A 19,585-nucleotide genomic window follows, 5' to 3' on the forward strand; every position below is an offset into this window, starting at 1 on the left:
AAGGAGGTAATTGATATGAAAAAGAAACTATTAGTAGAAGGTATGAGTTGTGGACACTGTGTAAATCATCTTAAAACTGCATTAACAGAAGATATAGATGGTGTTGAAGTTTTAGATGTAGATTTAGAAAATAAATGTGCATCTGTAGACATGAAAGATGATGTGTCAGTTGATAAGTTAAAAGAAGTAATAGCAGAGTTAGGTTTTGAATTAAAAGGAATTGAATAAAAAAATAATAAAATAAAAAAAGACCTCTATTGGGGGAGTAATAGAGGTCTAAAAATGGGGGAGATTGAGTATGTTTGATTTTACATTACTATTATCTCCCCTTTTAAATTAATATATACATAAAAAGTAAAAAATTTCGAGAAAGATTCACATTTCTTAAACTTTTTGAATATACTATAAATAGCTAAGGGAGGGAGTATCATGGAGTCTAGAGGATATAAAGAAGATTTAAAAAAAATGATACTTGATATGGCCCACAAAGAACTTGAGAGTTATGTATCACAAAAAGGAGCAAAAAAATACTTTGAAGGTAATTTGGATAAAGTTATTAATAATAATATAAAAAAATTCAATCAAAGTATTGGTCTTAATAGAGTATATTTAAAAATGTTAAAAAAGTGTGCATATCAAGAAAGTGTAACTTCGATATCAAGAACCATCAAAAAAGAAACATTATTTAAATCAAAAAAAGAGCTATTTGCTTTTTCAGAGTACTTAAAGCTTAATGTTAATAAGCGACTTTCATATAATCAGATTTTAAGAAAAATATCAAGGTATATATACTATAATAGAAATTCATATGCTCAAAAATACGTTACTTTCAAAAGAGGAGATGAAGAATATTTTTTAGAACCTGAGAAAATAAAAGATGAATTGATATCAAGCTATAGGTCAAAAACTAGAGAAGATATGAAATCAATAGCAAAACTTTTAGATATAGAAATAGAGGAAGATTATAGTGCTGAAGATATTAGAAAAAAAGTAATAAACTATATTATAAAAGAAAAAATTAAAAATTAAATATAAAAATTTTAAAAAATAAGTTCTATTATTTTACACAATCAAGATAACTTGAGTACAACTTTTTCATGTGTTTAATAGAACTTATTCTTTTTTTGACATATTCTTTTAAATAATTTAATGCTACTTAGGTATTACACAGCATTATTCAAATTTTTAACTTAATTTGATTTAAATAAAGTTATAATAATGATATAATATAAAAAAAGTAAAAATTGGAGAGTGATTTCAAAATGAAGTTTAGTTTTTGCCATAACAATTTTAATGTTACTAACTTAGAAAAAAGTTTGAATTTTTATGATAAAGCTTTAGGTCTAAAAGAAGTAAAGCGTAAAGAAGCAGAAGATGGAAGTTTTATACTAGTTTATTTAGGAGATGGGATTACTAGCCATACATTAGAGTTAACTTGGCTTAGAGATTGGGATAGACCATATAATTTAGGGGATAATGAGTTCCATTTGGCTTTAGAAGTTGAAGAGTTTGATGAGGCAAAAAAACTTCATAAAGACTTAGATTGTATATGTTTTGAAAATGAAAGTATGGGAATTTATTTTATAGCGGATCCAGATAATTATTGGATTGAAATACTTCCTAAGAATCATTAATTTTAAGAATATAATTATAATTTCTTTACAATTAATAATAGAATAAGTTATTATTAAAATATAGTTCTTAAAAATGGATAATAGTGGTATGACTTTATGATTATAAAAATATGTTGGGGGGAGTGATAGTAGTGAAGAAAGCTATAACGGCTTTAGGGATTGGAGCAGTAGCAGTATCTGTTAGTTCTATACATGCAAGTGCTCTTGAAAAGGGAGTTGTGACAGCTAGTGCTTTAAATATAAGAAGCGGGCCAAGTGCTGATTGTGACAAAGTAGCAAAGTTATACAAGGGAAAAACTGTAGAAATTTTAGAAAAATCTAATGGATGGTATAAAGTAAGAGTATCAAGTTCTGTTGTTGGCTGGGGAAGTGCAAAATACATATCGACAAGTGGTTCATCTGGAAGCACTTCAAACCAAAATAATTCAACATCAAGTGGAACATCTATTAGTGGAAATGGAAAAGTAAATGTCAGTTCTAGATTAAATATAAGAAGTGGTGCAGGTACAAACTATTCATTAGTTGGTAAAGCAAATAATGGAGATGTAGTAAAGCTATTAGAACAAAGTAATGGATGGTATAAAATAAAACTATCAAATGGAGTTACTGGATGGGCTAGTAGTCAGTATATCTCAAAAACATCAGAAGATGTTGGAACGAATAATTCTAATTCAAGTAATACTAATAACAATAATAACGACACTGATAAAAATCAATCTAGTGAAGTATCGCTTGAAGGCAAGAAGGGGAAAGTAACATCTACTGTAAGTTTAAATGTAAGAAGCGGCCCTGGGACAAGCTATTCTGTAATAGGAAAATTAAGTGGTGGAGATGTTGTTGAGCTAAAAGCTAAAAATAATGGATGGTATAAAGTGAAATTATCAAATGGGACAACTGGATGGGTAAGTTCTAGTTATATTTCTGAGACTAATGAAGGATTAAAAGAAAACTCTAGCTCATCGTCTAATAGTAATTCCCAATCTAATAGTAATTCAAACTCTTCATCTATTGGAAATTCAGATAAATCGACTGTGAATGGTTCAAAAGTAGTAGACTTTGCATATACCCTTATTGGAATACCATATCAATGGGGGGCATCAGGTCCAGATAAGTTTGATTGTTCTGGATTTACACAGTATGTTTTTAAACACTCAGTTGGACTTTCTATCCCAAGAGTTTCTAGAGAGCAAGCTCAATTTGGAAGTGCAGTTTCTATGGGTAACTATGCACCAGGAGATTTAGTTTACTTTGATACTGATGGAGATGGAGCAACGAACCATGTCGGTATATATGTAGGCAATAGTAAGTTTATACATTGTAGTGGAACTCAAACTAATCCTAATAAGGTTAAAGTGGACAATTTGACTACTTCATATTGGTCTAAAGCATTACTTGGAGCAAGAAGATTTGCTTAGTAGATATAATTTTTATTAAAAAATTAAAATAAATAAGTTTTCTATTCATAAATTGAGACTCTTAAAAATATACTTTATTAATAATATAATTTTGGGAGGGGACAAACTAATGAATAGAAGAAAGACGATATACAGAGGATTTAATAATAATAGACATAAGATAGATGTGCGTAAGTATATAATAACTATTGCTTGTTTATGTTTAATTGGCTATTATTCTTATACAAAAATAAAAGATAGCAAGATGTTAGAGTATATATCAGCTAAAATACCATTTCTAAATAGTTCATCAGATATAACTTATAAAGATATATCTGATGAATTAAATGCCATAAAAAATGGAAAAAAATCTAAATCGCAAACCAATTCAAAGGATAATCAAAATAATAGTTCAGAAAAAGCAGTAAATAATACTAAGGAACCAGAAAAAGTAAAATTAGCTACTATTGAAGGATGGGATATATATACTATCCAAGTTGCTGCAATAGATAATGATGATGATTTGAAAAAAATACAAACATCATTAGTTAGTAGCGATATACCTTTTTCAGTTATGGAGAAAGATGGAGTAAAAAAAATACAAACATACTCTTCTTTTGATGAAAATGAAGTTAGAAAACATATGAGTTCTATAAGAAAAGTATTTCCAGATGCGTTTTTATCTCATTTAGATGCACCTATGCTATCTTTAGAATATACAAGTAATTATGCTTATATAGATAGTATATCAAAAGAGTTAAATAAATTAATAACAAACTTTAAAGAAGAATCAAGTTTTTGGTCGAATGATGAAAATAATGTAGATATGGAAAAATATAATACTATTTTGACAAATAGAAAGGCAATATCACAAAATATATCAAAAGAAGCGGAAAAGATTGATTATTCTGAAATGCGTTTATTTAAAGATAATTTAATTGGTTATGTAAACAACATAAACGAAAAAATTGATACTGCCTCAAAAGCAGCAAATGAAGAAAAATATAGTGTAAGTAAAAGTCTACTTTTATCATCTATGCAAGAGTATTCTTTGTTTATAAATTCTATAAAATAAAATACAGAAAATTTAGACTTTAGAAAGCTATAGGAAAAGGATTGTTTAATAAGACAATCCTTTTCCTCGTTTTAACTTAATAAAGAGGCATTGATTTATAAAATAAATTATAAAAATAGGGATATTTTTTTAACAATTGTTAAGATTTTTTAATATATATAGTATACTTATAGAAGGCAGAAAAAATGTTTTTTTATAGATAAGGGGGTAAAACAATGAAACTCTTAACTTTTAAGGGAGGGATACATCCTCCATATAGAAAAGAGTACTCTAACACAAAGGCACTTGAAAAAGCTCAAGCTCCAAAGATAGTTTACATTCCTCTTCAACAACATATAGGGGCACCAGCTAAACCTATTGTTGAAGTTGGTGATGAAGTAAAGTTTGGGCAAAAAATAGGTGAACAGCAAGGTTTCGTTTCATGTAACGTTCATTCTTCAGTATCAGGTAAAGTTATTGCTATTGAACAACATGAAGTACCAGGTGGTTCAGCTCAATGTGTAGTTATAGAAAATGACTTCAAGGAAGAATTACATGAAAGTGTTCAACCAAAAGGTCAGTTAGAGGATTTGAGCAAAGAAGACATAGTAGGTATCATAAAAGAGGCAGGAATAGTAGGTATGGGTGGAGCTACATTCCCTAACCATGTAAAAGTATCTCCTCCACCAGATAGTAAAGCAGAAGTAGTTATATTAAATGGGGCAGAATGTGAGCCATATTTAACTGCAGACCACAGATTAATGGTGGAAAACCCAGAAGATGTTGTATTTGGTTTAAGAGCATTAATGAAAGTATTAGATGTTAAAAAAGGATTTATAGGAATTGAAACAAATAAACCAGATGCTATAGAAGCAATTCAAAATGTAGCTAAAGATTATAGTGAAATCGAAGTTGTTGGCCTTCAAGTGAAATATCCACAAGGAGCAGAAAAACAACTTATTTATGCGTGTACAGGTAAGGAAGTTCCATCAGGCGGATTGCCAATAGCAGCAGGTGCAGTTGTTGACAACGTTGCCACAGCAGCTCAAATAGCTAAATCTATTAAAACAGGTATGCCTTTGGTAGAAAGAATTACTACAATAACAGGTAGTTGTATCAAAGAACCTAAAAACCTAATAACAAAAGTTGGTACATTAGTTTCAGAAATAATAGACCAATGTGGTGGTTTTAAAGAAGGTAAAAAAGTTGGTAAAGTTATAATGGGTGGACCTATGATGGGTATGACTCAATATACTATTGAAATAGCAACTAATAAAGGTTCTTCAGGAATTTTATGTTTAGATGAAGAAGAATCACGTACACCAGATGTTCAAAATTGTTTAAGATGTGGAAGATGTACAGATGTATGTCCATCATTCTTACAACCACTTTTCATAAGTGCATATTCTTTGAAGGAAGATTATGACACAGCTGAATATCATAGAGCTATGGATTGTATAGAATGTGGGTCTTGTTCATTTATTTGTCCAGCAAGAAGACCATTACTTCAATCTATAAGATCAGCAAAAAGAGAAATAGGAGCAAAGAGAAGAAAGCAAGCTGCTCAGAAATAAAGAAAGTTAAGGGGGAAAAACGATGGAAAATAAGTTGATAGTATCATCTTCTCCTCATGTGAGAAGTAATGAAGATACTTCATATATAATGAAACAAGTTATTATAGCACTCCTTCCAGCAGCAGTAGCAGGAGTATACTTCTTTAGACTTAATGCATTGAGTGCTATGTTTTTTTGTATACTTGGTACAGTAGGTACTGAATTTTTATATCAAAAATTTATGAAGCATAAAAGTACTATAGGAGATTTTTCAGCTGTTGTAACAGGATTATTATTAGCATTTAACGTACCAGCATCACTTCCTTGGTGGATGTGTCTAGTAGGAGGAATATTTGCAATATTAGTAGTTAAAATGGTATTTGGTGGAATTGGATGTAACTTTGTCAATCCAGCACTTGCTGCAAGAGCATTTTTATTAGCATCATTTCCAGTAGCAATGACTGCTTGGACTCAACCAGGTGTTAATTGGATAGGTAAAAATTTAGATGCAGTTACTACAGCAACACCATTAAGTTTTTTGAAAAATGGAGCAGCAGGATTAGCTGACCTTTCTAGTAATGGAATCAGCCTTGCTGATATGATGATTGGTAATATTGGTGGATGTATAGGTGAAACATCAGCAATATTATTATTATTAGGTGGAGTATACCTAATGTATAAAGGCATAATAAATTATGTTATCCCAGTATTTTACATAGCAACTGTATTTATATTAACATTCCTTTTAGGTGGATTTAATATAAATTTTGCAATATATCAACTGTTTGCTGGAGGACTTATGTTAGGTGGATTCTTCATGCTTACGGATTATACAACTTCGCCTATGACTAAAAAAGGTCAAATCATATATGCTGTATTAGCAGGTCTTATAACAACTGTTATAAGAATGTATGGTGGATATCCAGAAGGTGTATCTTACTCAATACTACTAGTAAACTGTCTTGCACCACTTATAGATAAGTTTGTTAGAAACAGAGTGTTTGGGGAGGTGGCTAAATAATGAATAGTATGGTAAGACTAGGTGGAACTTTACTTGCTATAAGTGCAATAGCCTCATTAGCACTTGGAGCTACAAATCAAGTTACAGCTCCAGTAATAGAACAAAGAAACATACAAGCAAACAATGAACTTAGAAAAGCAGTACTTCCAGAAGCAAAAGAGTTTAAGGAAATGAAGGAAAGTACTTATAAAGACCTTGGAGATGGCCTTATAGCTGAGGTATATGAAGGGTTAGATGGTTCTGAGGTAGTAGGATATACTTTAAAAGCTAAACCAAGTGGATATGGTGGAGAAATTGAAGTTATGGTAGGTATATCAGCTGATGGCCAAGTTACAGGCGTTGATATTGGTAATATGTCAGAAACAGCAGGACTTGGAGCAAAAGCTAAGGATGATGCATTTAAAGGTCAATACAAAGGAAAAACTGCTGAACCTCTTGAAGTAGCAAAAGGAAGCACAACAGCAGAGAATCAAATATTAGCAATATCAGGTGCAACTATTACATCTACAGCAGTTACTACAGGAGTAAATGCTGCAATAGATGTTTTCAATAGTGCTCTTAATAAATAAGGAGGGTTAATTATGAATTTAGCTAAAGTATTTAAAAATGGGCTAATAGATGAGAACCCAACATTTGTGCAAGTTATAGGTATGTGTCCAACACTAGCCGTTACAACTTCAGCAATAAATGGAATTGGTATGGGTCTTTCAACAGCAGCAGTTTTAATATGTGCAAATCTAGTTATATCTTTAATAAGAAAAATTACACCAGATAAGATAAGAATACCTATATTTGTAGTAATTATAGCTACATTTGTTACAATAGTAGGAATGGTTTTAAAAGCATATGTTCCTGCTCTTGATAAGGCTCTTGGTATATATATACCATTAATAGTTGTTAACTGTTTAATACTAGCTCGTGCAGAAAGTTTTGCTTTTAAAACTGGTCCACTAGCTTCAATTGTTGATGGTGTAGGTCAAGGTCTTGGATTTACTGTTGCACTTACAATAATAGGTGCAGTTAGAGAATTACTTGGAAATGGTAGTTTATTTGGAATGACTTTATTTGGAGCATCTTTCCAACCAGTATTAATATTTATATTACCACCAGGTGCATTCTTAACATTAGGATTCTTATTTGCAGGATTTAATAAATTAAGAAGTAAAAAAGCGTAGTGGAGGTGTAATAAATGAATTTAATACTTTTATTTTTAAGTATCGTTCTTGTTAATAACGTTATAACATCTCAGTTCTTGGGTATATGTCCTTTCTTAGGAGTTTCTAAGAAAGTTGATACAGCAGTAGGGATGGGAGTTGCAGTTACATTCGTTCTAACTCTAGCTTCAATTATAACTTATTTTATACAAATTTTATTAGTAAAGACTGGAACTGAATTTTTACAAACAATAGCTTTTATTTTAGTTATAGCTTCTATAGTTCAGTTCGTTGAAATGGTAATTCAAAAGATGAGTCCATCTTTATATCAAGCATTAGGAGTTTACTTACCTCTTATAACTACAAACTGTGCAGTTCTTGGTATAGCTCTAGTTAATGTTCAAAAAAGTTATAACTTAGTAGAAACAATAATAAACGGATTTGGAGCAGGAGCAGGATTTACTTTAGCAATAGTAATATTCGCAGGTATAAGAGAAAGACTAGAATTAGCTGATATACCAGAAGCGTTTAAAGGTTTCCCTATAACACTTATATCAGCAAGTTTAATGTCAATAGCTTTCTTAGGATTTACAGGACTTATAAAGCTATAAAAAAGAGGGGTGAAAATAGTGATACTTACGGCTGTAGTAGTTTTAGGAATTATGGGCTTAATCTTCGGGATAGTATTAGATTTTGCTTCTAAAAAGTTTGCTGTAGAAGTAGACGAAAGAGTGGAAGCTATACTAGGAGTACTTCCAGGTGCTAACTGTGGTGGTTGTGGATTTCCAGGATGTGGAGGTCTTGCAAGTGCAATAGTTGAAGGAAAAGCACCAGTTAATGGTTGTCCTGTAGGTGGAGCAGATGTTGGTGTAAAAGTTGGAGAAATAATGGGAGTAAGTGCTGAAGCAGGTGAAAAACAAGTAGCAAAAGTTATTTGTAAAGGAACTTGTTCAAGCGCAAAAGATAAATACGTGTATGAAGGAATATCTGATTGTAGAGCAGCAAATGTTTTAAATTCAGGAGCTAAAATGTGTAAGTTTGGATGTTTAGGTCTTGGAACATGTAAGACTGTTTGTAAATTTGATGCTATTTCTATAGTTGATGGAGTAGCAGTAATAGATGAAGAAAAATGTGTTAACTGTGGAAAATGTAAAGAAGCATGCCCTAAGGGTATAATAATTACAAAACCAGAAAGCCAATCAATAGTTGTAGAATGTAATAGCAAAGAATTTGGTAAAGCTGTTAAAGAAAAATGTACTGCTGGATGTATTGGTTGCGGAATGTGTGTAAAAGCTTGTCAATTTGATGCAATAATATTTGAAAACAAAATAGCTAAAATAGACCCTAGCAAGTGTGTAGGTTGTATGCAATGTGTAGAAAAATGCCCTACAAAAGTAATTTCAGGTGATATAGCTAAGAGAAAGAAAGTTACTATTGACCAAGAACTTTGTGTAGGATGTACAGTGTGCAAAAAACAATGTAAGTTTGATGCAATAGAAGGTGAATTAAAAGAAAAACATAAGGTAGATGCAGACAAATGTGTAGGATGCCATTTATGTATGGAAAAATGTCCAAAGAAAGCTATTAAAATTTTGTAATATGGACAAAATAAAGATATGGAATAATTTCCATATCTCTAATGAGTACATAAAACAGAGGTATGGAATAATTTCCATACCTCTATTTTATGTATATTTATTTTATTGGTAATAAATATAACAATAGTGTAACAAAAAAGGTTCGACATTTCTGTTGAATTTTTTACAATATAGTGATAGACTAAATAGGTACAAATTACGTACAAATGAGGTGAATAAATGAATATAATCTTGGCATCAGCCTCTCCAAGAAGGAAAGAAATTCTAGAGAATACAAATGTAAGATTTGATATAATTAAAAGTGAAATTGATGAGATTATATTGGAAGGTGAAGCACCAAAACATTTAGTTATGAGATTAGCTTTTGAAAAAAGTATGTCTGTAGCATCTAAACATAAGGAAGATGTTGTTATTGGAGCTGATACTGTTGTTGTTTTAGATAATGCTATTTTAGGAAAGCCTAAAGATGAGTCTTGTGCAAGAGACATGCTAAGGAGACTATCTGGAAGAGAGCATCAAGTCATAACAGGTATTAGCTTAATAAACTTGTGCAGAGATAAAAAAATAATTGACTATGTAATCAGCGATGTAAAATTTAAAACGTTATCAGAAAAAGATATTGAGGATTATCTGAAAACTAAAGAGTCATTTGACAAAGCAGGAGCTTATGGAATACAAGGATATGGAGCCTTGCTAGTTGAAGAAATTAGAGGAGATTATTTTAATATAGTTGGACTTCCAATTTCAAGGTTAGGTGACTTGCTAAAGGAACATTTTAATATAAATCTTTTTTATGGAGTGTGATTTATCTGAAAAAGTCATTTAATTCAACCATTAAGGTAAAAGAAATGGCACTAGAGGAAAGACCCAGAGAAAAGATGCTTGCTGAAGGAGTAAAAAGCTTATCAAATGCTGAATTGTTGGCTATACTTTTAAGAACTGGTAACAAACATAAAAACGCCATCGAGTTAGCTAACTATATAATAAATAGAGATATTCAGGGTATTAGACATTTAGAAGAAATGACAATAGAGGAGCTGTGTAATATAGATGGAATTGGATTGTCAAAATCAGCCCAAATTAAAGCAGCTTTAGAACTAGGCTTTAGAGTAGCTAGTTTTAAACCTATGAAGTATAAAATAAAAAATCCTTGGGATATACATAAATATTATATGAATAGTCTGAGGTATTTGAAAAAAGAGGTTTTTAAGGCAGTTCTTTTAAATACAAAAAATGAGATAATATCTGATGTAGATGTATCTGTAGGGACTTTAAACTCATCATTAGTCCATCCTAGAGAAGTTTTTAAAGAAGCTATAAAGAGAAGTGCAAGTAAAATAATAGTGATGCATAATCACCCCTCAGGAAGTGTAGAACCATCAAAGGAAGATAAAAATATTACATCCAGACTTATTAAATGTGGAGAAATAATTGGGATTGAAATAATTGACCATATAATAATTGGAGATGGATTATACTTTAGCTTTAAAGAAAATATGATAATTTGACTTTATATGTGATAAAATAGTAGGAGAATGTTTTAAACATGATTCTTAATTAGTAGGAAGGAGTAAAATCATGGCTAAGGAAAAAAAGAAAGAAAAAAGAGGTTTTTTTAGTTTTAACAAGATGACAAAGGATATGGGAATAGATTTAGGGACTGCAAATACATTAGTTTACATAAAAGGACAAGGTATTGTTGTTAGAGAACCCTCAGTTGTTGCAATAAGAGATGACAGTAAAGAAGTTTTAGCAGTAGGTGAAGAAGCTAAAAAAATGATAGGTAGAACACCAGGAAATATAGTGGCTATAAGACCAATGAAAGATGGAGTAATAGCTGACTTTGATATAACTCAATCAATGATTAGTTACTTTATACAAAAAGCAGCTGACAAAAAAGGTGTTGTAAGTCCAAGAATAGCTATATGTGTTCCTTTTGGAGTTACAGAAGTTGAAAAGAGAGCTATAGAAGAGGCTGCAAGACAAGCTGGTGCTAAAGATGCGTTCCTTATAGAAGAACCAATGGCAGCGGCTATAGGAGCTGGATTAAAGGTTGAAGAGCCAGAAGGTAATATGGTAGTTGATATCGGTGGAGGTACTTCAGAAATAGCTGTAATATCTCTAGGAGGAATTGTTACTGCTAAATCTATAAGAATTGGTGGAGACGAATTTGATGAGTCTATAGTTGCCTATGTAAAAAAAGAATATAATCTTATGATAGGTGAAAGAACTGCTGAAAATGTTAAGATTAGCATAGGATCTACATTTAAAGATGATGAAGAAATAAATATGCAAATAAGAGGTAGAGATTTAATATCAGGATTACCTAAAACAATAGAAATATGTTCTACAGAAGTTAGAGAAGCATTAAAAGAGCCTGTGAGTTCAATAGTAGATGCTATAAAATCTACATTAGAAAAAACTCCACCAGAATTAGCATCAGACATAATGGAAAACGGAATAATGCTAACAGGAGGGGGAGCTATGCTTAGAGGCCTTGATAAACTTATTACACAAGAGACAGGAATGTCTGTTCAAATAGCAGAAGCTCCTCTTGATTGTGTTGCACTTGGAACAGGAAAATCTGTTGAAGACCAAGAAATTTTTGAAAAAGTATTAATGATGAATGCTAAAAATTAGAAGTTGGTGATGGCCTTGAGATTTGACAAGAATAAAAATGAGAAAAAAAGGATTAATGTTAAAGTGATAGCAACGGGCGTAGTTGCTATCACTTTAATTGGAATTGTGGGTATATCAATTGGTAAGTTTTCAAATGGAAGCCCAGTAAATTTAGGAATAGCATCAGATGCTATTACAAGTGTAGGAAAAGGAGTAAATGATGGATTTTCATTTATAAAAAATGGTTTTAAAGATATCTTAAATTATAGAGATAACTCTGAGAAGGTAAAAAAATTAGAATCAGAAAATGAAAAACTTAAAAAAGATGTTATAGCCTTGAATACCAAATTAGATAAGACAGAATCATTAGAAGAATTAAAGAAGACACTTAACTTTGTAGAGGAAAAATATAAAGCAACAAGTATCTCTACAAGTGTTGTAGGTAAAAATGATGGAAATTGGTATGAGAGTTTTATAATAGGTGCGGGAAAAAATTCAGGTGTAAAAAAAGAAAGTATAGTTATGAATGGCAGTGGTCTAGTTGGTATAGTTTATGAAGTTTCTAACGATTATAGTAAGGCAATTTCACTATTAGATTCTAAATCATCTGTAAGTTTTAAATTAGCAAAAAATGCTAGTGCTAAAGGCGCGATTACTCAAAATACTACTTTAGACAATAAGGATAGTTATAATAGTAAAGGCTACTTACAAGGTTATATGTTTGATTCATCATATAATGTAATTCAAGGAGATATAGTAACAACATCTGGTCTTGGATTTTTCCCAGAAGGCATACCAATTGGTGAGGTTGAAAAGGTAATTGATGATAAAGATAAATCACTAAAATATGTAGTTGTAAAACCTTATGTTGATTTTAAGAATATAGATGACGTTGTAGTCATAGAACCAAGAAATATAGGATAAAGGGGATAAAAAACAATGAAAAAAGTTTTACTTTGTCTATTGGGTATTGTGGTTATGACTATAGAGAATAGTATAACAAATTATATAAATATTTTTGGTATAAGCTTTAATTTAGTTCTTATATATGTGACTATAATTTCTCTTTATTTGGATGAATTAGAGGGTGGAATTATAGCAGCCATAATAGGGCTTATTAAGGACATAACCATTGGTGGAATTCTTGGTGTAAATGCATTAGTTTTGTTTGTTATTGCATATGCGATTGGGCACATGAGGGATCAACTATATAAAGGTAGCTATATTATTACTTTCGTTTTGGTTTTAATAGGAAGTTTAATTGATTCAATTGTCAATATAGGTACATCTAGTATAATCTATCAAAGCTATAGCATATCAACACTTTTAGTAAAGGGTCTACTAGTAGCACCAATAGTGAATAGTTTAATTGGTTTAATAATATATCGCTTGTCTAAAAGAGCAGTTTTAAAACTTAAAGAAGATTAGTTGGTGATTTCATGGAAGAAAATAAACAAGTTGATAGATTGAAAATAATGAAAATAGTCATAAGTTTAATATTTTTAGCTATTTTAGTAAAAATAGTCTACATGACTACATTTAAATATGAATACTACAATGAGTTAGCTGAAAATAAAACATATAAAAAATTGGCAATCGAAGCTCCAAGAGGAGAAATAAAAGACAGATATGGAAGATTGCTAGCAGGAAATAAAAATTTATTTACGGTTCAGGTTTCAGGTAACGATATTAATAAAAAAGATGCTAATAAGCGTTCAAGAGCAAATGAAATATCATTGAAGCTTATAAATTTACTTGAGAAAAATGGTGAAGAATATGTAGATGAATTTCCTATATATGTAGAAAATGGAAAGTACTATTATACATATGACAGAGAGATTAGAGAATATAAATCAGAAAATGGAATACCAAGTGATTATAATGCTAAAGAGAGTTTTTATTACTTGGTAGATAAACTTATATCAGCAGGAATCTTGTCTCAAGAAGATAAAAGGCTAGATGCAACAAAATTACAAGCAAAACTAAATGAAAATGGATACTATCCTCCTATTTTAGTTAGTAAATGGATGTTTACAGCAGAGAGAGATAAGAGAGATTGGTTGGCCAGTTATAAAATAAAAGAGACTAATTTAAGTGCTGAAAAAGCGTTTGAAAAAGTAAGAAATAGTGATGCATTTAAGATTGATAAAAGTTTAAGTAATGAAGATGCAAGAAAAATAATGGTTGTAAGAGACTTAATAAAATCAAAAGGATATTCTCAATATAATCCAGTAACAATTGCAAAAGATGTAGGAGAAACTACCATTGCACAGATTGAAGAAAGTGCTATGGACCTTGTTGGTGTTTCAGTAGCAGTTGAACCAGTGAGATATTATCCTAATGGAACTTTAGCTTCACATATGTTAGGGTATGTAGGAAAAATGCCATCAACTCAAATAGAATCATATCTACAAAAAGGATATAAAACAGGAGATATGGTAGGTCTTGCAGGAGTAGAAAAAAGTAATGAAAGCAAGCTAAGAGGAACTGATGGTTATAAAATGGTTAAAGTTGATGCATTGGGTAGAATCAGCAAAGAGATTGAATCTAAAAAACCTAAATCAGGAGATACTGTATACCTTACATTAGATAAAGATTTACAAGAGGTTTCAGATAATGCATTGAAACAGATAATAGAAGTTGCTTCAAAAGGAGGTACTTTTAAAAGTAAGTTTGGGGATAAGCCAATTAGTGCATATGCAGGAAAGGCACAATCAGCAGCTCTTATAGCTATTGATGTTAAAAATGGAGAAGTTTTAGCTTCATCAAGTTATCCTGACTATGACCCAAATAAATTTGCAAAAGGTATTTCTACAGAAGACTATAAAGCACTACAACCAAAGAATCCAAATGACTTACTAGCAGGAAGTCCACTATTAAACTTGGTTACACAAGGGGAATTCCAGCCAGGTTCTTCATTTAAGATGGTAACCTCAATGGCAGCTTTAGAAAATGGCCTAAATCCAAATTTCACTATAAATGACCCTGGAGTTATTATGCTAGGGAAAAAATCATTTGGGGACTATGTGTGGAACCATGGTAGAGGAAATCATGGTATGACAAATTTATATAAAGCTATACAAGAGTCTTGTAACATATACATGGCAACTATTGGTACAGGTAAGACATGGCCAGATGGAAAAAGTATTGGCATAGATATGAATGCAAATAAGATACTTGAGTATGCAAAATTATTTGGATTAGATGAAAATACTGGGCTTGAAGACGAAGTAGAAGAAAGAGCAGGTAAGGTGCCTAGTACAGAGGATAAATTAAAATCAACACAAGCATTGTTAAAATCAGCTTTAGATAGAGAAATGGCCAATGACTTTGTTGATATAACTAGAGATAAAAATCCTAAAGAATACGAAAAAAGAATCGATGAAATTGTAAGTTGGGCAGCTGAAAAGAAAACTCCTGGTAGAGTAGAAACAATGAATAGATTGAAAAAATTGGACGTTAAAGAAAATAGAGTGGAAGATGTAGCAGATATGGCAGTATTTAGTTACTTTAACTTTGCAAAATGGAGTACTGCTGATACATTCAACTTAGCTATAGGGCAAGGTGAAAATGCCTATACACCAGCTCAAATATCAAGATACGTAGCTGCTATAGCAAATGGAGGTAATTTAGTAGAATTATCTGTAGTTGATAGAGCTGTTTCAAGTGATTATTCATCAGTAAAAATCAATGACCAAAAGAAAGTGGAAAAAATAGCTTTCAAAAATCCTGATAATCTAAAGGAACTAACAAAAGGTATGAAATTGGTTGCTAGACAAGGTACAGCAAAAAGTGCTTTTGCTGATTTCCCAATAGATGTAGCAGCAAAGACTGGTACAGCTGAGAAAAGTGGTAAAATACCTACAGATAATGAATATGAATATTTAAAGAGTCATATGTCATCTTATAATGTTAATCTAAATGATGCAATTAAAATGGCTGATAAGATGAAGGCAGAAAAAGAAAAAGAACTTTCATTAGCTAAAGAAAAAGAAATAAAGAAAAAATTAGAAAATAAAGATTTAAAAGACGAAGAAAGAAAGAAATTAGAAGAAGAATTAGAAGATGGAGTAAAAGTTAAATTAGAGGATACTGATAAAGTGAATTCTTCATATTTAAGAAAAGCTATAAAAGAATTAAATCCAAAAATAACAGATGACCAAATAGATAAGTTTAAAGCAGATTATGGTTCTTTTACATGGACTGTTGCATTTGCACCAGCAGATGACCCAGAAATAGCTGTTGTATGTGTAATTCCTCAAGGGGATTCAAGTGTATTCTCACTTTTACCAACTAGAGAAGTTATTGGAACATATATGGGATTAGAGCCAACTAATGGCAAAAAAGACAACAAGACGGATGATGTTAATAATTCTTCTGACGAAAATATAAATTTCGAGTCACAAATCAATAGATAAGCTAAATCCATTTATAAACTTTAGCTTTATGTAGAAAAAATAAAAGGGTTTAAAGCGCATTTGAAGAATATAAATGATATATCACTCTGGAGGTTGTTATGTCTTTAAGAGAAATTTGTAGTCAAGAACTAGTAGAGTTCAAGGGTAATAAAAGAGGGATAATAGTAAATATAAAAAGAGAAGCTCCATTTGAAGAAATACAAGAAAATATAATAAACAAATTGGAAGCATATGTTGGTTTTTTTAATGGTGCTAAAATTAGTAAAATTAACAGTGATTATTTGACTGACATGGAGATTCTAGAATTAAAAGAAGGAATTACTTCTAGATTTGATGTGGAATTTGTTGAAGATCAAAAAATTGAAGAAGATAATAATTTTCAAACAAAATATGTCAATACCCTAAGATCTGGTGAAAATATTGAATTTGAAGGTGATGTAGTCATATTAAATGATATGAGACCTGGTTCAAAGGTCATTTCAAAATCAAATACAGTTGTTATGGGAGATATAAATGCTGGCGCTAAGGTTGTAGCAGGAGGAAATGTTTTTGTAATGGGTAAAATAGAAGGTTTTGTGCATGCAGGTTCAGAGGGTAATGAGTTTGCCTATGTTGTTGCTGGAAATCTTAATCCAAAAATATTGCAAATAGCAGATAATATTGCAGAAGCTCCAGATGATGAAGAAAATTATGAAATTGAATCAGAAATTAGCCCAGAAATAGCCTTTGTGAGTAATGGAAGAATTGTAATCGAAAGCTATTTGTCAAAGTTGGACAAATAGAAAGAAAAATAGGGGGTAGTATTATGAGCGAAGTTATAGTTATAACATCCGGTAAAGGTGGAGTTGGAAAAACTACTACCGCAGCAAACTTAGGAACTGCGCTAAGCCTAGAAAATAAAAAAACTGTAGTTGTAGATGCAGATATTGGACTTAGAAATTTAGATGTAGTAATGGGTCTTGAAAATCGAATAGTTTACGACATAGTAGATGTTGTTGAAGGAACTTGTAGGCTTAAGCAAGCTCTAATAAAAGACAAAAGATTTGATAATCTATATTTATTACCAGCAGCACAAACTAGAGATAAAAATGCTGTATCAGTTGAGCAAATGGTTGACCTATGTGAAAAATTAAAAGAATCTTTCGAGTATGTAATAATAGACTGCCCAGCAGGTATTGAACAAGGATTTAAAAATGCAATAGCAGGTGCAGATAGAGCTATCGTGGTTACAAATCCAGAGATATCAGCAGTAAGAGATGCAGATAGAATAATAGGTCTATTAGAAGCAAATGAAATAAAAGAAATAAGATTAGTTATAAATAGAATTAGAAATGATATGGTTAAGCGTGGAGACATGATGGACAAACAAGATATAATAGAAATACTAGCAATAGATTTATTAGGTCTTGTTCCTGATGATGAGAGTATAATTATATCAACAAATAAAGGGGAACCAGCAATACTTGATTCAAAATCTCTTGCTGGTCAAGCATACAAAAATATCGCAAAAAGGATACTAAATGAAGAAGTTCCTCTACTTGAACTTGAAGTTGAAGATGGATTCTTTGGTAGACTAAAAAAAATGTTTAGCATGGCTAAGTAGCAAAGGAGGATACATCTGTGTTAGATTTATTTAGAGTTTTTTCTAACGAAGCTAAAACTAGTAAATCTGTTGCTAAAGAGAGGTTAAAACTAGTTTTAGTTCATGATAGAGTAGATTGTTCACCACAACTTTTAGAGATGATAAAAACAGATATTTTAAAAGTAATAGCCAACTATGCAGAAATAGAAGAAGATGGCCTTGAAATAAAAATGTCTAAATGCAGAGGTGAACATGATGACAAACCTGTATCTGCATTAGTTGCTAATATACCATTAAAGAATATTAAAGATAGATGTATGTAATTAGTGCTTAAAAGGGGGATATCCTTATTGGTATATGCCCCTTTTATTTAATTATGTGTTTAAAGATAGAAAGACGGTGATTCTTTGAAAAAAATCAATATTAATTATAAGTCGACAATTAAGTTGATAAAACAGTTAGACTGGAAACTTATAGTTACAGTATTAGCTATCTTTATTTTTGGACTTGTTATACTTAGTAGTGCAACACATGCTAATTCTACAGGTTCATATAATCAATTAGTTAAGCAAGGACTAGCTTTTGTGCTTGGAATAGGAATGATTATAGTCATACTATTTTTTGATTATAATCTTCTAGGAAGGTATTACAAAGCTCTTTATATAATAAGCCTTGTTTTATTAGCTGTAGTTTTATTACCTGGAATTGGTACCGAAAAAGGTGGTGCGAGGTCTTGGATTAACTTAGGTCCACTTGATTTGCAGACCTCTGAAATAGTAAAATTAACATTTGTACTTAGTTATGCAAAGATACTTGAGACAAAAAAAGATAAATTAAATACATTAAAAGAGGTTATACCTGTTGTAGTTTATTCTCTTCCATTCATTGGATTACTACTTGCTCAACCAGACTTAGGAACAGGAATTGTATTTTGTTGTATGGTATTTGCAATGCTGTTTACAGCAGGTCTTAGTTCTAAGCTAATAAAAAGAGGAATAATAATACTATTGGTATCGATGCCATTGATGTATTTAATGATGGCAGACCATCAAAAAGTAAGAATAGAAGCCTTCCTAAATCCAGAAGATGTAACCTTAAAAGGAAATTATCAGGTTATGCAATCTTTGATAGCAATAGGCTCTGGTGGTATGACTGGAAAAGGTCTATATAATGGAAGTCAGAACCAAGAAGATTTCTTACCAGTACAAGACAGTGACTTTATATTTGCTGTTGTGGGTGAAGAACTTGGTGTAATAGGAATGGCAGTGCTTATAATCTTATTTGCAATATTTCTATTACGGATTTTAGCAATTGCAAGAGATGCTAAGGATTTTTATGGAACCCTCATTGTAGTTGGTGTTATGGGTATGTTTGCTTACCAGATAATCCAAAATATTGCTATGACTGTTGCATTAATTCCAGTAACAGGAGTAACATTACCTTTTGTAAGTTATGGAGGAAGTTCACTATTAACATCTTTAGCCAATTTAGGATTAGTACTAAATGTTTGTATGAGAAGAAAGAAAATAAATTTCTAAGTGTAAGACTTCTAAACATA

The 19,585-nt window shown here is 31.1% G+C and carries 21 protein-coding genes; all 21 read left to right on the forward strand.

Translation table 11 applies throughout. From position 1 onward, the window contains the following. Positions 1–15: 15 nt before the first annotated feature. The 21 genes from KGF46_RS00375 to rodA all read left to right on the forward strand — a co-directional run bounded on the left by KGF46_RS00375 (position 16) and on the right by rodA (position 19,565). Positions 16–228 carry a heavy-metal-associated domain-containing protein gene (locus tag KGF46_RS00375; RefSeq protein WP_227434065.1) on the forward strand — a complete coding sequence of 71 codons (213 nt, stop codon included), beginning with the start codon at positions 16–18 and terminating at the stop codon, positions 226–228. Between the two features lie 201 nt (positions 229–429). Continuing rightward, positions 430–1,029 carry a hypothetical protein gene (locus tag KGF46_RS00380; protein WP_227841990.1) on the forward strand — a complete coding sequence of 200 codons (600 nt, stop codon included), beginning with the start codon at positions 430–432 and terminating at the stop codon, positions 1,027–1,029. A 233-nt stretch (positions 1,030–1,262) separates the two neighbouring features. Further along, entirely contained in the window at positions 1,263–1,634 is a 372-nt protein-coding gene (locus tag KGF46_RS00385) for a VOC family protein (protein ID WP_227434067.1), read from the forward strand. Between the two features lie 131 nt (positions 1,635–1,765). Further along, positions 1,766–3,049, forward strand: coding sequence for a C40 family peptidase (locus tag KGF46_RS00390; RefSeq protein ID WP_227827065.1), 1,284 nt, complete (start codon positions 1,766–1,768; stop codon positions 3,047–3,049). 109 nt (positions 3,050–3,158) lie between these two features. Beyond that, positions 3,159–4,103, forward strand: coding sequence for a hypothetical protein (locus tag KGF46_RS00395; protein WP_227827066.1), 945 nt, complete (start codon positions 3,159–3,161; stop codon positions 4,101–4,103). Positions 4,104–4,318: 215 nt separating this feature from the next. After that, positions 4,319–5,656, forward strand: coding sequence for an electron transport complex subunit RsxC (rsxC, locus tag KGF46_RS00400; protein ID WP_227827067.1), 1,338 nt, complete (start codon positions 4,319–4,321; stop codon positions 5,654–5,656). Positions 5,657–5,678: 22 nt separating this feature from the next. Further along, the gene (locus tag KGF46_RS00405) at positions 5,679–6,656 is read left to right on the forward strand and encodes an RnfABCDGE type electron transport complex subunit D (RefSeq protein ID WP_227827068.1); all 978 of its coding nucleotides are present in this window, start codon (positions 5,679–5,681) and stop codon (positions 6,654–6,656) included. Beyond that, positions 6,656–7,225 (forward strand): RnfABCDGE type electron transport complex subunit G, encoded by a 570-nt coding sequence (locus KGF46_RS00410; RefSeq protein WP_227434072.1) that lies wholly within the window; start codon positions 6,656–6,658, stop codon positions 7,223–7,225. Before KGF46_RS00405 ends, KGF46_RS00410 begins: the two co-directional genes overlap by 1 nt. A 12-nt stretch (positions 7,226–7,237) precedes the next feature. Next, a complete protein-coding gene (gene rsxE / locus KGF46_RS00415; RefSeq protein ID WP_227827069.1) occupies positions 7,238–7,831 on the forward strand; it encodes an electron transport complex subunit RsxE in 594 nt (197 codons plus the stop codon). 14 nt (positions 7,832–7,845) lie between these two features. Continuing rightward, positions 7,846–8,421, forward strand: coding sequence for an electron transport complex subunit RsxA (gene rsxA, locus KGF46_RS00420; RefSeq protein ID WP_054269663.1), 576 nt, complete (start codon positions 7,846–7,848; stop codon positions 8,419–8,421). A gap of 15 nt (positions 8,422–8,436) precedes the next feature. Next, the gene (locus tag KGF46_RS00425) at positions 8,437–9,408 is read left to right on the forward strand and encodes an RnfABCDGE type electron transport complex subunit B (protein ID WP_227827469.1); all 972 of its coding nucleotides are present in this window, start codon (positions 8,437–8,439) and stop codon (positions 9,406–9,408) included. Positions 9,409–9,627: 219 nt separating this feature from the next. Continuing rightward, positions 9,628–10,212: a Maf family protein gene (locus KGF46_RS00430; RefSeq protein ID WP_227827070.1), complete on the forward strand. Its 585-nt coding sequence runs from the start codon at positions 9,628–9,630 to the stop codon at positions 10,210–10,212. Between the two features lie 44 nt (positions 10,213–10,256). Continuing rightward, on the forward strand, positions 10,257–10,916 hold the full coding sequence (gene radC / locus KGF46_RS00435) for a RadC family protein (protein ID WP_227827470.1): 660 nt from the start codon (positions 10,257–10,259) through the stop codon (positions 10,914–10,916). A gap of 70 nt (positions 10,917–10,986) precedes the next feature. Beyond that, positions 10,987–12,048, forward strand: a complete 1,062-nt coding sequence (locus tag KGF46_RS00440; protein WP_285891643.1) for a rod shape-determining protein — start codon at positions 10,987–10,989, stop codon at positions 12,046–12,048. A gap of 9 nt (positions 12,049–12,057) precedes the next feature. Next, positions 12,058–12,951 carry a rod shape-determining protein MreC gene (gene mreC / locus KGF46_RS00445; protein WP_227827071.1) on the forward strand — a complete coding sequence of 298 codons (894 nt, stop codon included), beginning with the start codon at positions 12,058–12,060 and terminating at the stop codon, positions 12,949–12,951. Between the two features lie 15 nt (positions 12,952–12,966). Then, the gene (gene mreD, locus KGF46_RS00450) at positions 12,967–13,455 is read left to right on the forward strand and encodes a rod shape-determining protein MreD (RefSeq protein WP_227434076.1); all 489 of its coding nucleotides are present in this window, start codon (positions 12,967–12,969) and stop codon (positions 13,453–13,455) included. Between the two features lie 11 nt (positions 13,456–13,466). Next, positions 13,467–16,445, forward strand: a complete 2,979-nt coding sequence (locus KGF46_RS00455; RefSeq protein WP_227827072.1) for a penicillin-binding transpeptidase domain-containing protein — start codon at positions 13,467–13,469, stop codon at positions 16,443–16,445. A 98-nt stretch (positions 16,446–16,543) separates the two neighbouring features. Then, positions 16,544–17,227: a septum site-determining protein MinC gene (gene minC, locus KGF46_RS00460; RefSeq protein WP_227827073.1), complete on the forward strand. Its 684-nt coding sequence runs from the start codon at positions 16,544–16,546 to the stop codon at positions 17,225–17,227. A gap of 23 nt (positions 17,228–17,250) precedes the next feature. Next, entirely contained in the window at positions 17,251–18,048 is a 798-nt protein-coding gene (gene minD, locus KGF46_RS00465) for a septum site-determining protein MinD (protein ID WP_227434079.1), read from the forward strand. A gap of 17 nt (positions 18,049–18,065) precedes the next feature. Further along, positions 18,066–18,350 carry a cell division topological specificity factor MinE gene (minE, locus tag KGF46_RS00470; RefSeq protein ID WP_054273171.1) on the forward strand — a complete coding sequence of 95 codons (285 nt, stop codon included), beginning with the start codon at positions 18,066–18,068 and terminating at the stop codon, positions 18,348–18,350. An 84-nt stretch (positions 18,351–18,434) separates the two neighbouring features. Continuing rightward, positions 18,435–19,565, forward strand: coding sequence for a rod shape-determining protein RodA (gene rodA / locus KGF46_RS00475; protein ID WP_227827074.1), 1,131 nt, complete (start codon positions 18,435–18,437; stop codon positions 19,563–19,565). Positions 19,566–19,585: the final 20 nt, after the last annotated feature.

The sequence above is a fragment of the Clostridioides sp. ZZV14-6153 genome (genome assembly GCF_020657855.1).
Lineage (GTDB): Bacteria > Bacillota > Clostridia > Peptostreptococcales > Peptostreptococcaceae > Clostridioides.

Coding starts and splice junctions, on each gene's coding strand:
- KGF46_RS00380 (WP_227841990.1), top strand. CDS start 430: ATGGAGTCTAGAGGATATAAAGAAGATTTAAAAAAAATGATACTTGAT.
- rsxE (WP_227827069.1), top strand. CDS start 7,238: ATGAATTTAGCTAAAGTATTTAAAAATGGGCTAATAGATGAGAACCCA.
- KGF46_RS00375 (WP_227434065.1), top strand. CDS start 16: ATGAAAAAGAAACTATTAGTAGAAGGTATGAGTTGTGGACACTGTGTA.
- KGF46_RS00440 (WP_285891643.1), top strand. CDS start 10,987: ATGGCTAAGGAAAAAAAGAAAGAAAAAAGAGGTTTTTTTAGTTTTAAC.
- minD (WP_227434079.1), top strand. CDS start 17,251: ATGAGCGAAGTTATAGTTATAACATCCGGTAAAGGTGGAGTTGGAAAA.
- KGF46_RS00405 (WP_227827068.1), top strand. CDS start 5,679: ATGGAAAATAAGTTGATAGTATCATCTTCTCCTCATGTGAGAAGTAAT.
- KGF46_RS00395 (WP_227827066.1), top strand. CDS start 3,159: ATGAATAGAAGAAAGACGATATACAGAGGATTTAATAATAATAGACAT.
- KGF46_RS00410 (WP_227434072.1), top strand. CDS start 6,656: ATGAATAGTATGGTAAGACTAGGTGGAACTTTACTTGCTATAAGTGCA.
- minC (WP_227827073.1), top strand. CDS start 16,544: ATGTCTTTAAGAGAAATTTGTAGTCAAGAACTAGTAGAGTTCAAGGGT.
- mreD (WP_227434076.1), top strand. CDS start 12,967: ATGAAAAAAGTTTTACTTTGTCTATTGGGTATTGTGGTTATGACTATA.
- mreC (WP_227827071.1), top strand. CDS start 12,058: ATGGCCTTGAGATTTGACAAGAATAAAAATGAGAAAAAAAGGATTAAT.
- KGF46_RS00385 (WP_227434067.1), top strand. CDS start 1,263: ATGAAGTTTAGTTTTTGCCATAACAATTTTAATGTTACTAACTTAGAA.
- rsxA (WP_054269663.1), top strand. CDS start 7,846: ATGAATTTAATACTTTTATTTTTAAGTATCGTTCTTGTTAATAACGTT.
- rsxC (WP_227827067.1), top strand. CDS start 4,319: ATGAAACTCTTAACTTTTAAGGGAGGGATACATCCTCCATATAGAAAA.
- KGF46_RS00430 (WP_227827070.1), top strand. CDS start 9,628: ATGAATATAATCTTGGCATCAGCCTCTCCAAGAAGGAAAGAAATTCTA.
- KGF46_RS00455 (WP_227827072.1), top strand. CDS start 13,467: ATGGAAGAAAATAAACAAGTTGATAGATTGAAAATAATGAAAATAGTC.
- radC (WP_227827470.1), top strand. CDS start 10,257: ATGGCACTAGAGGAAAGACCCAGAGAAAAGATGCTTGCTGAAGGAGTA.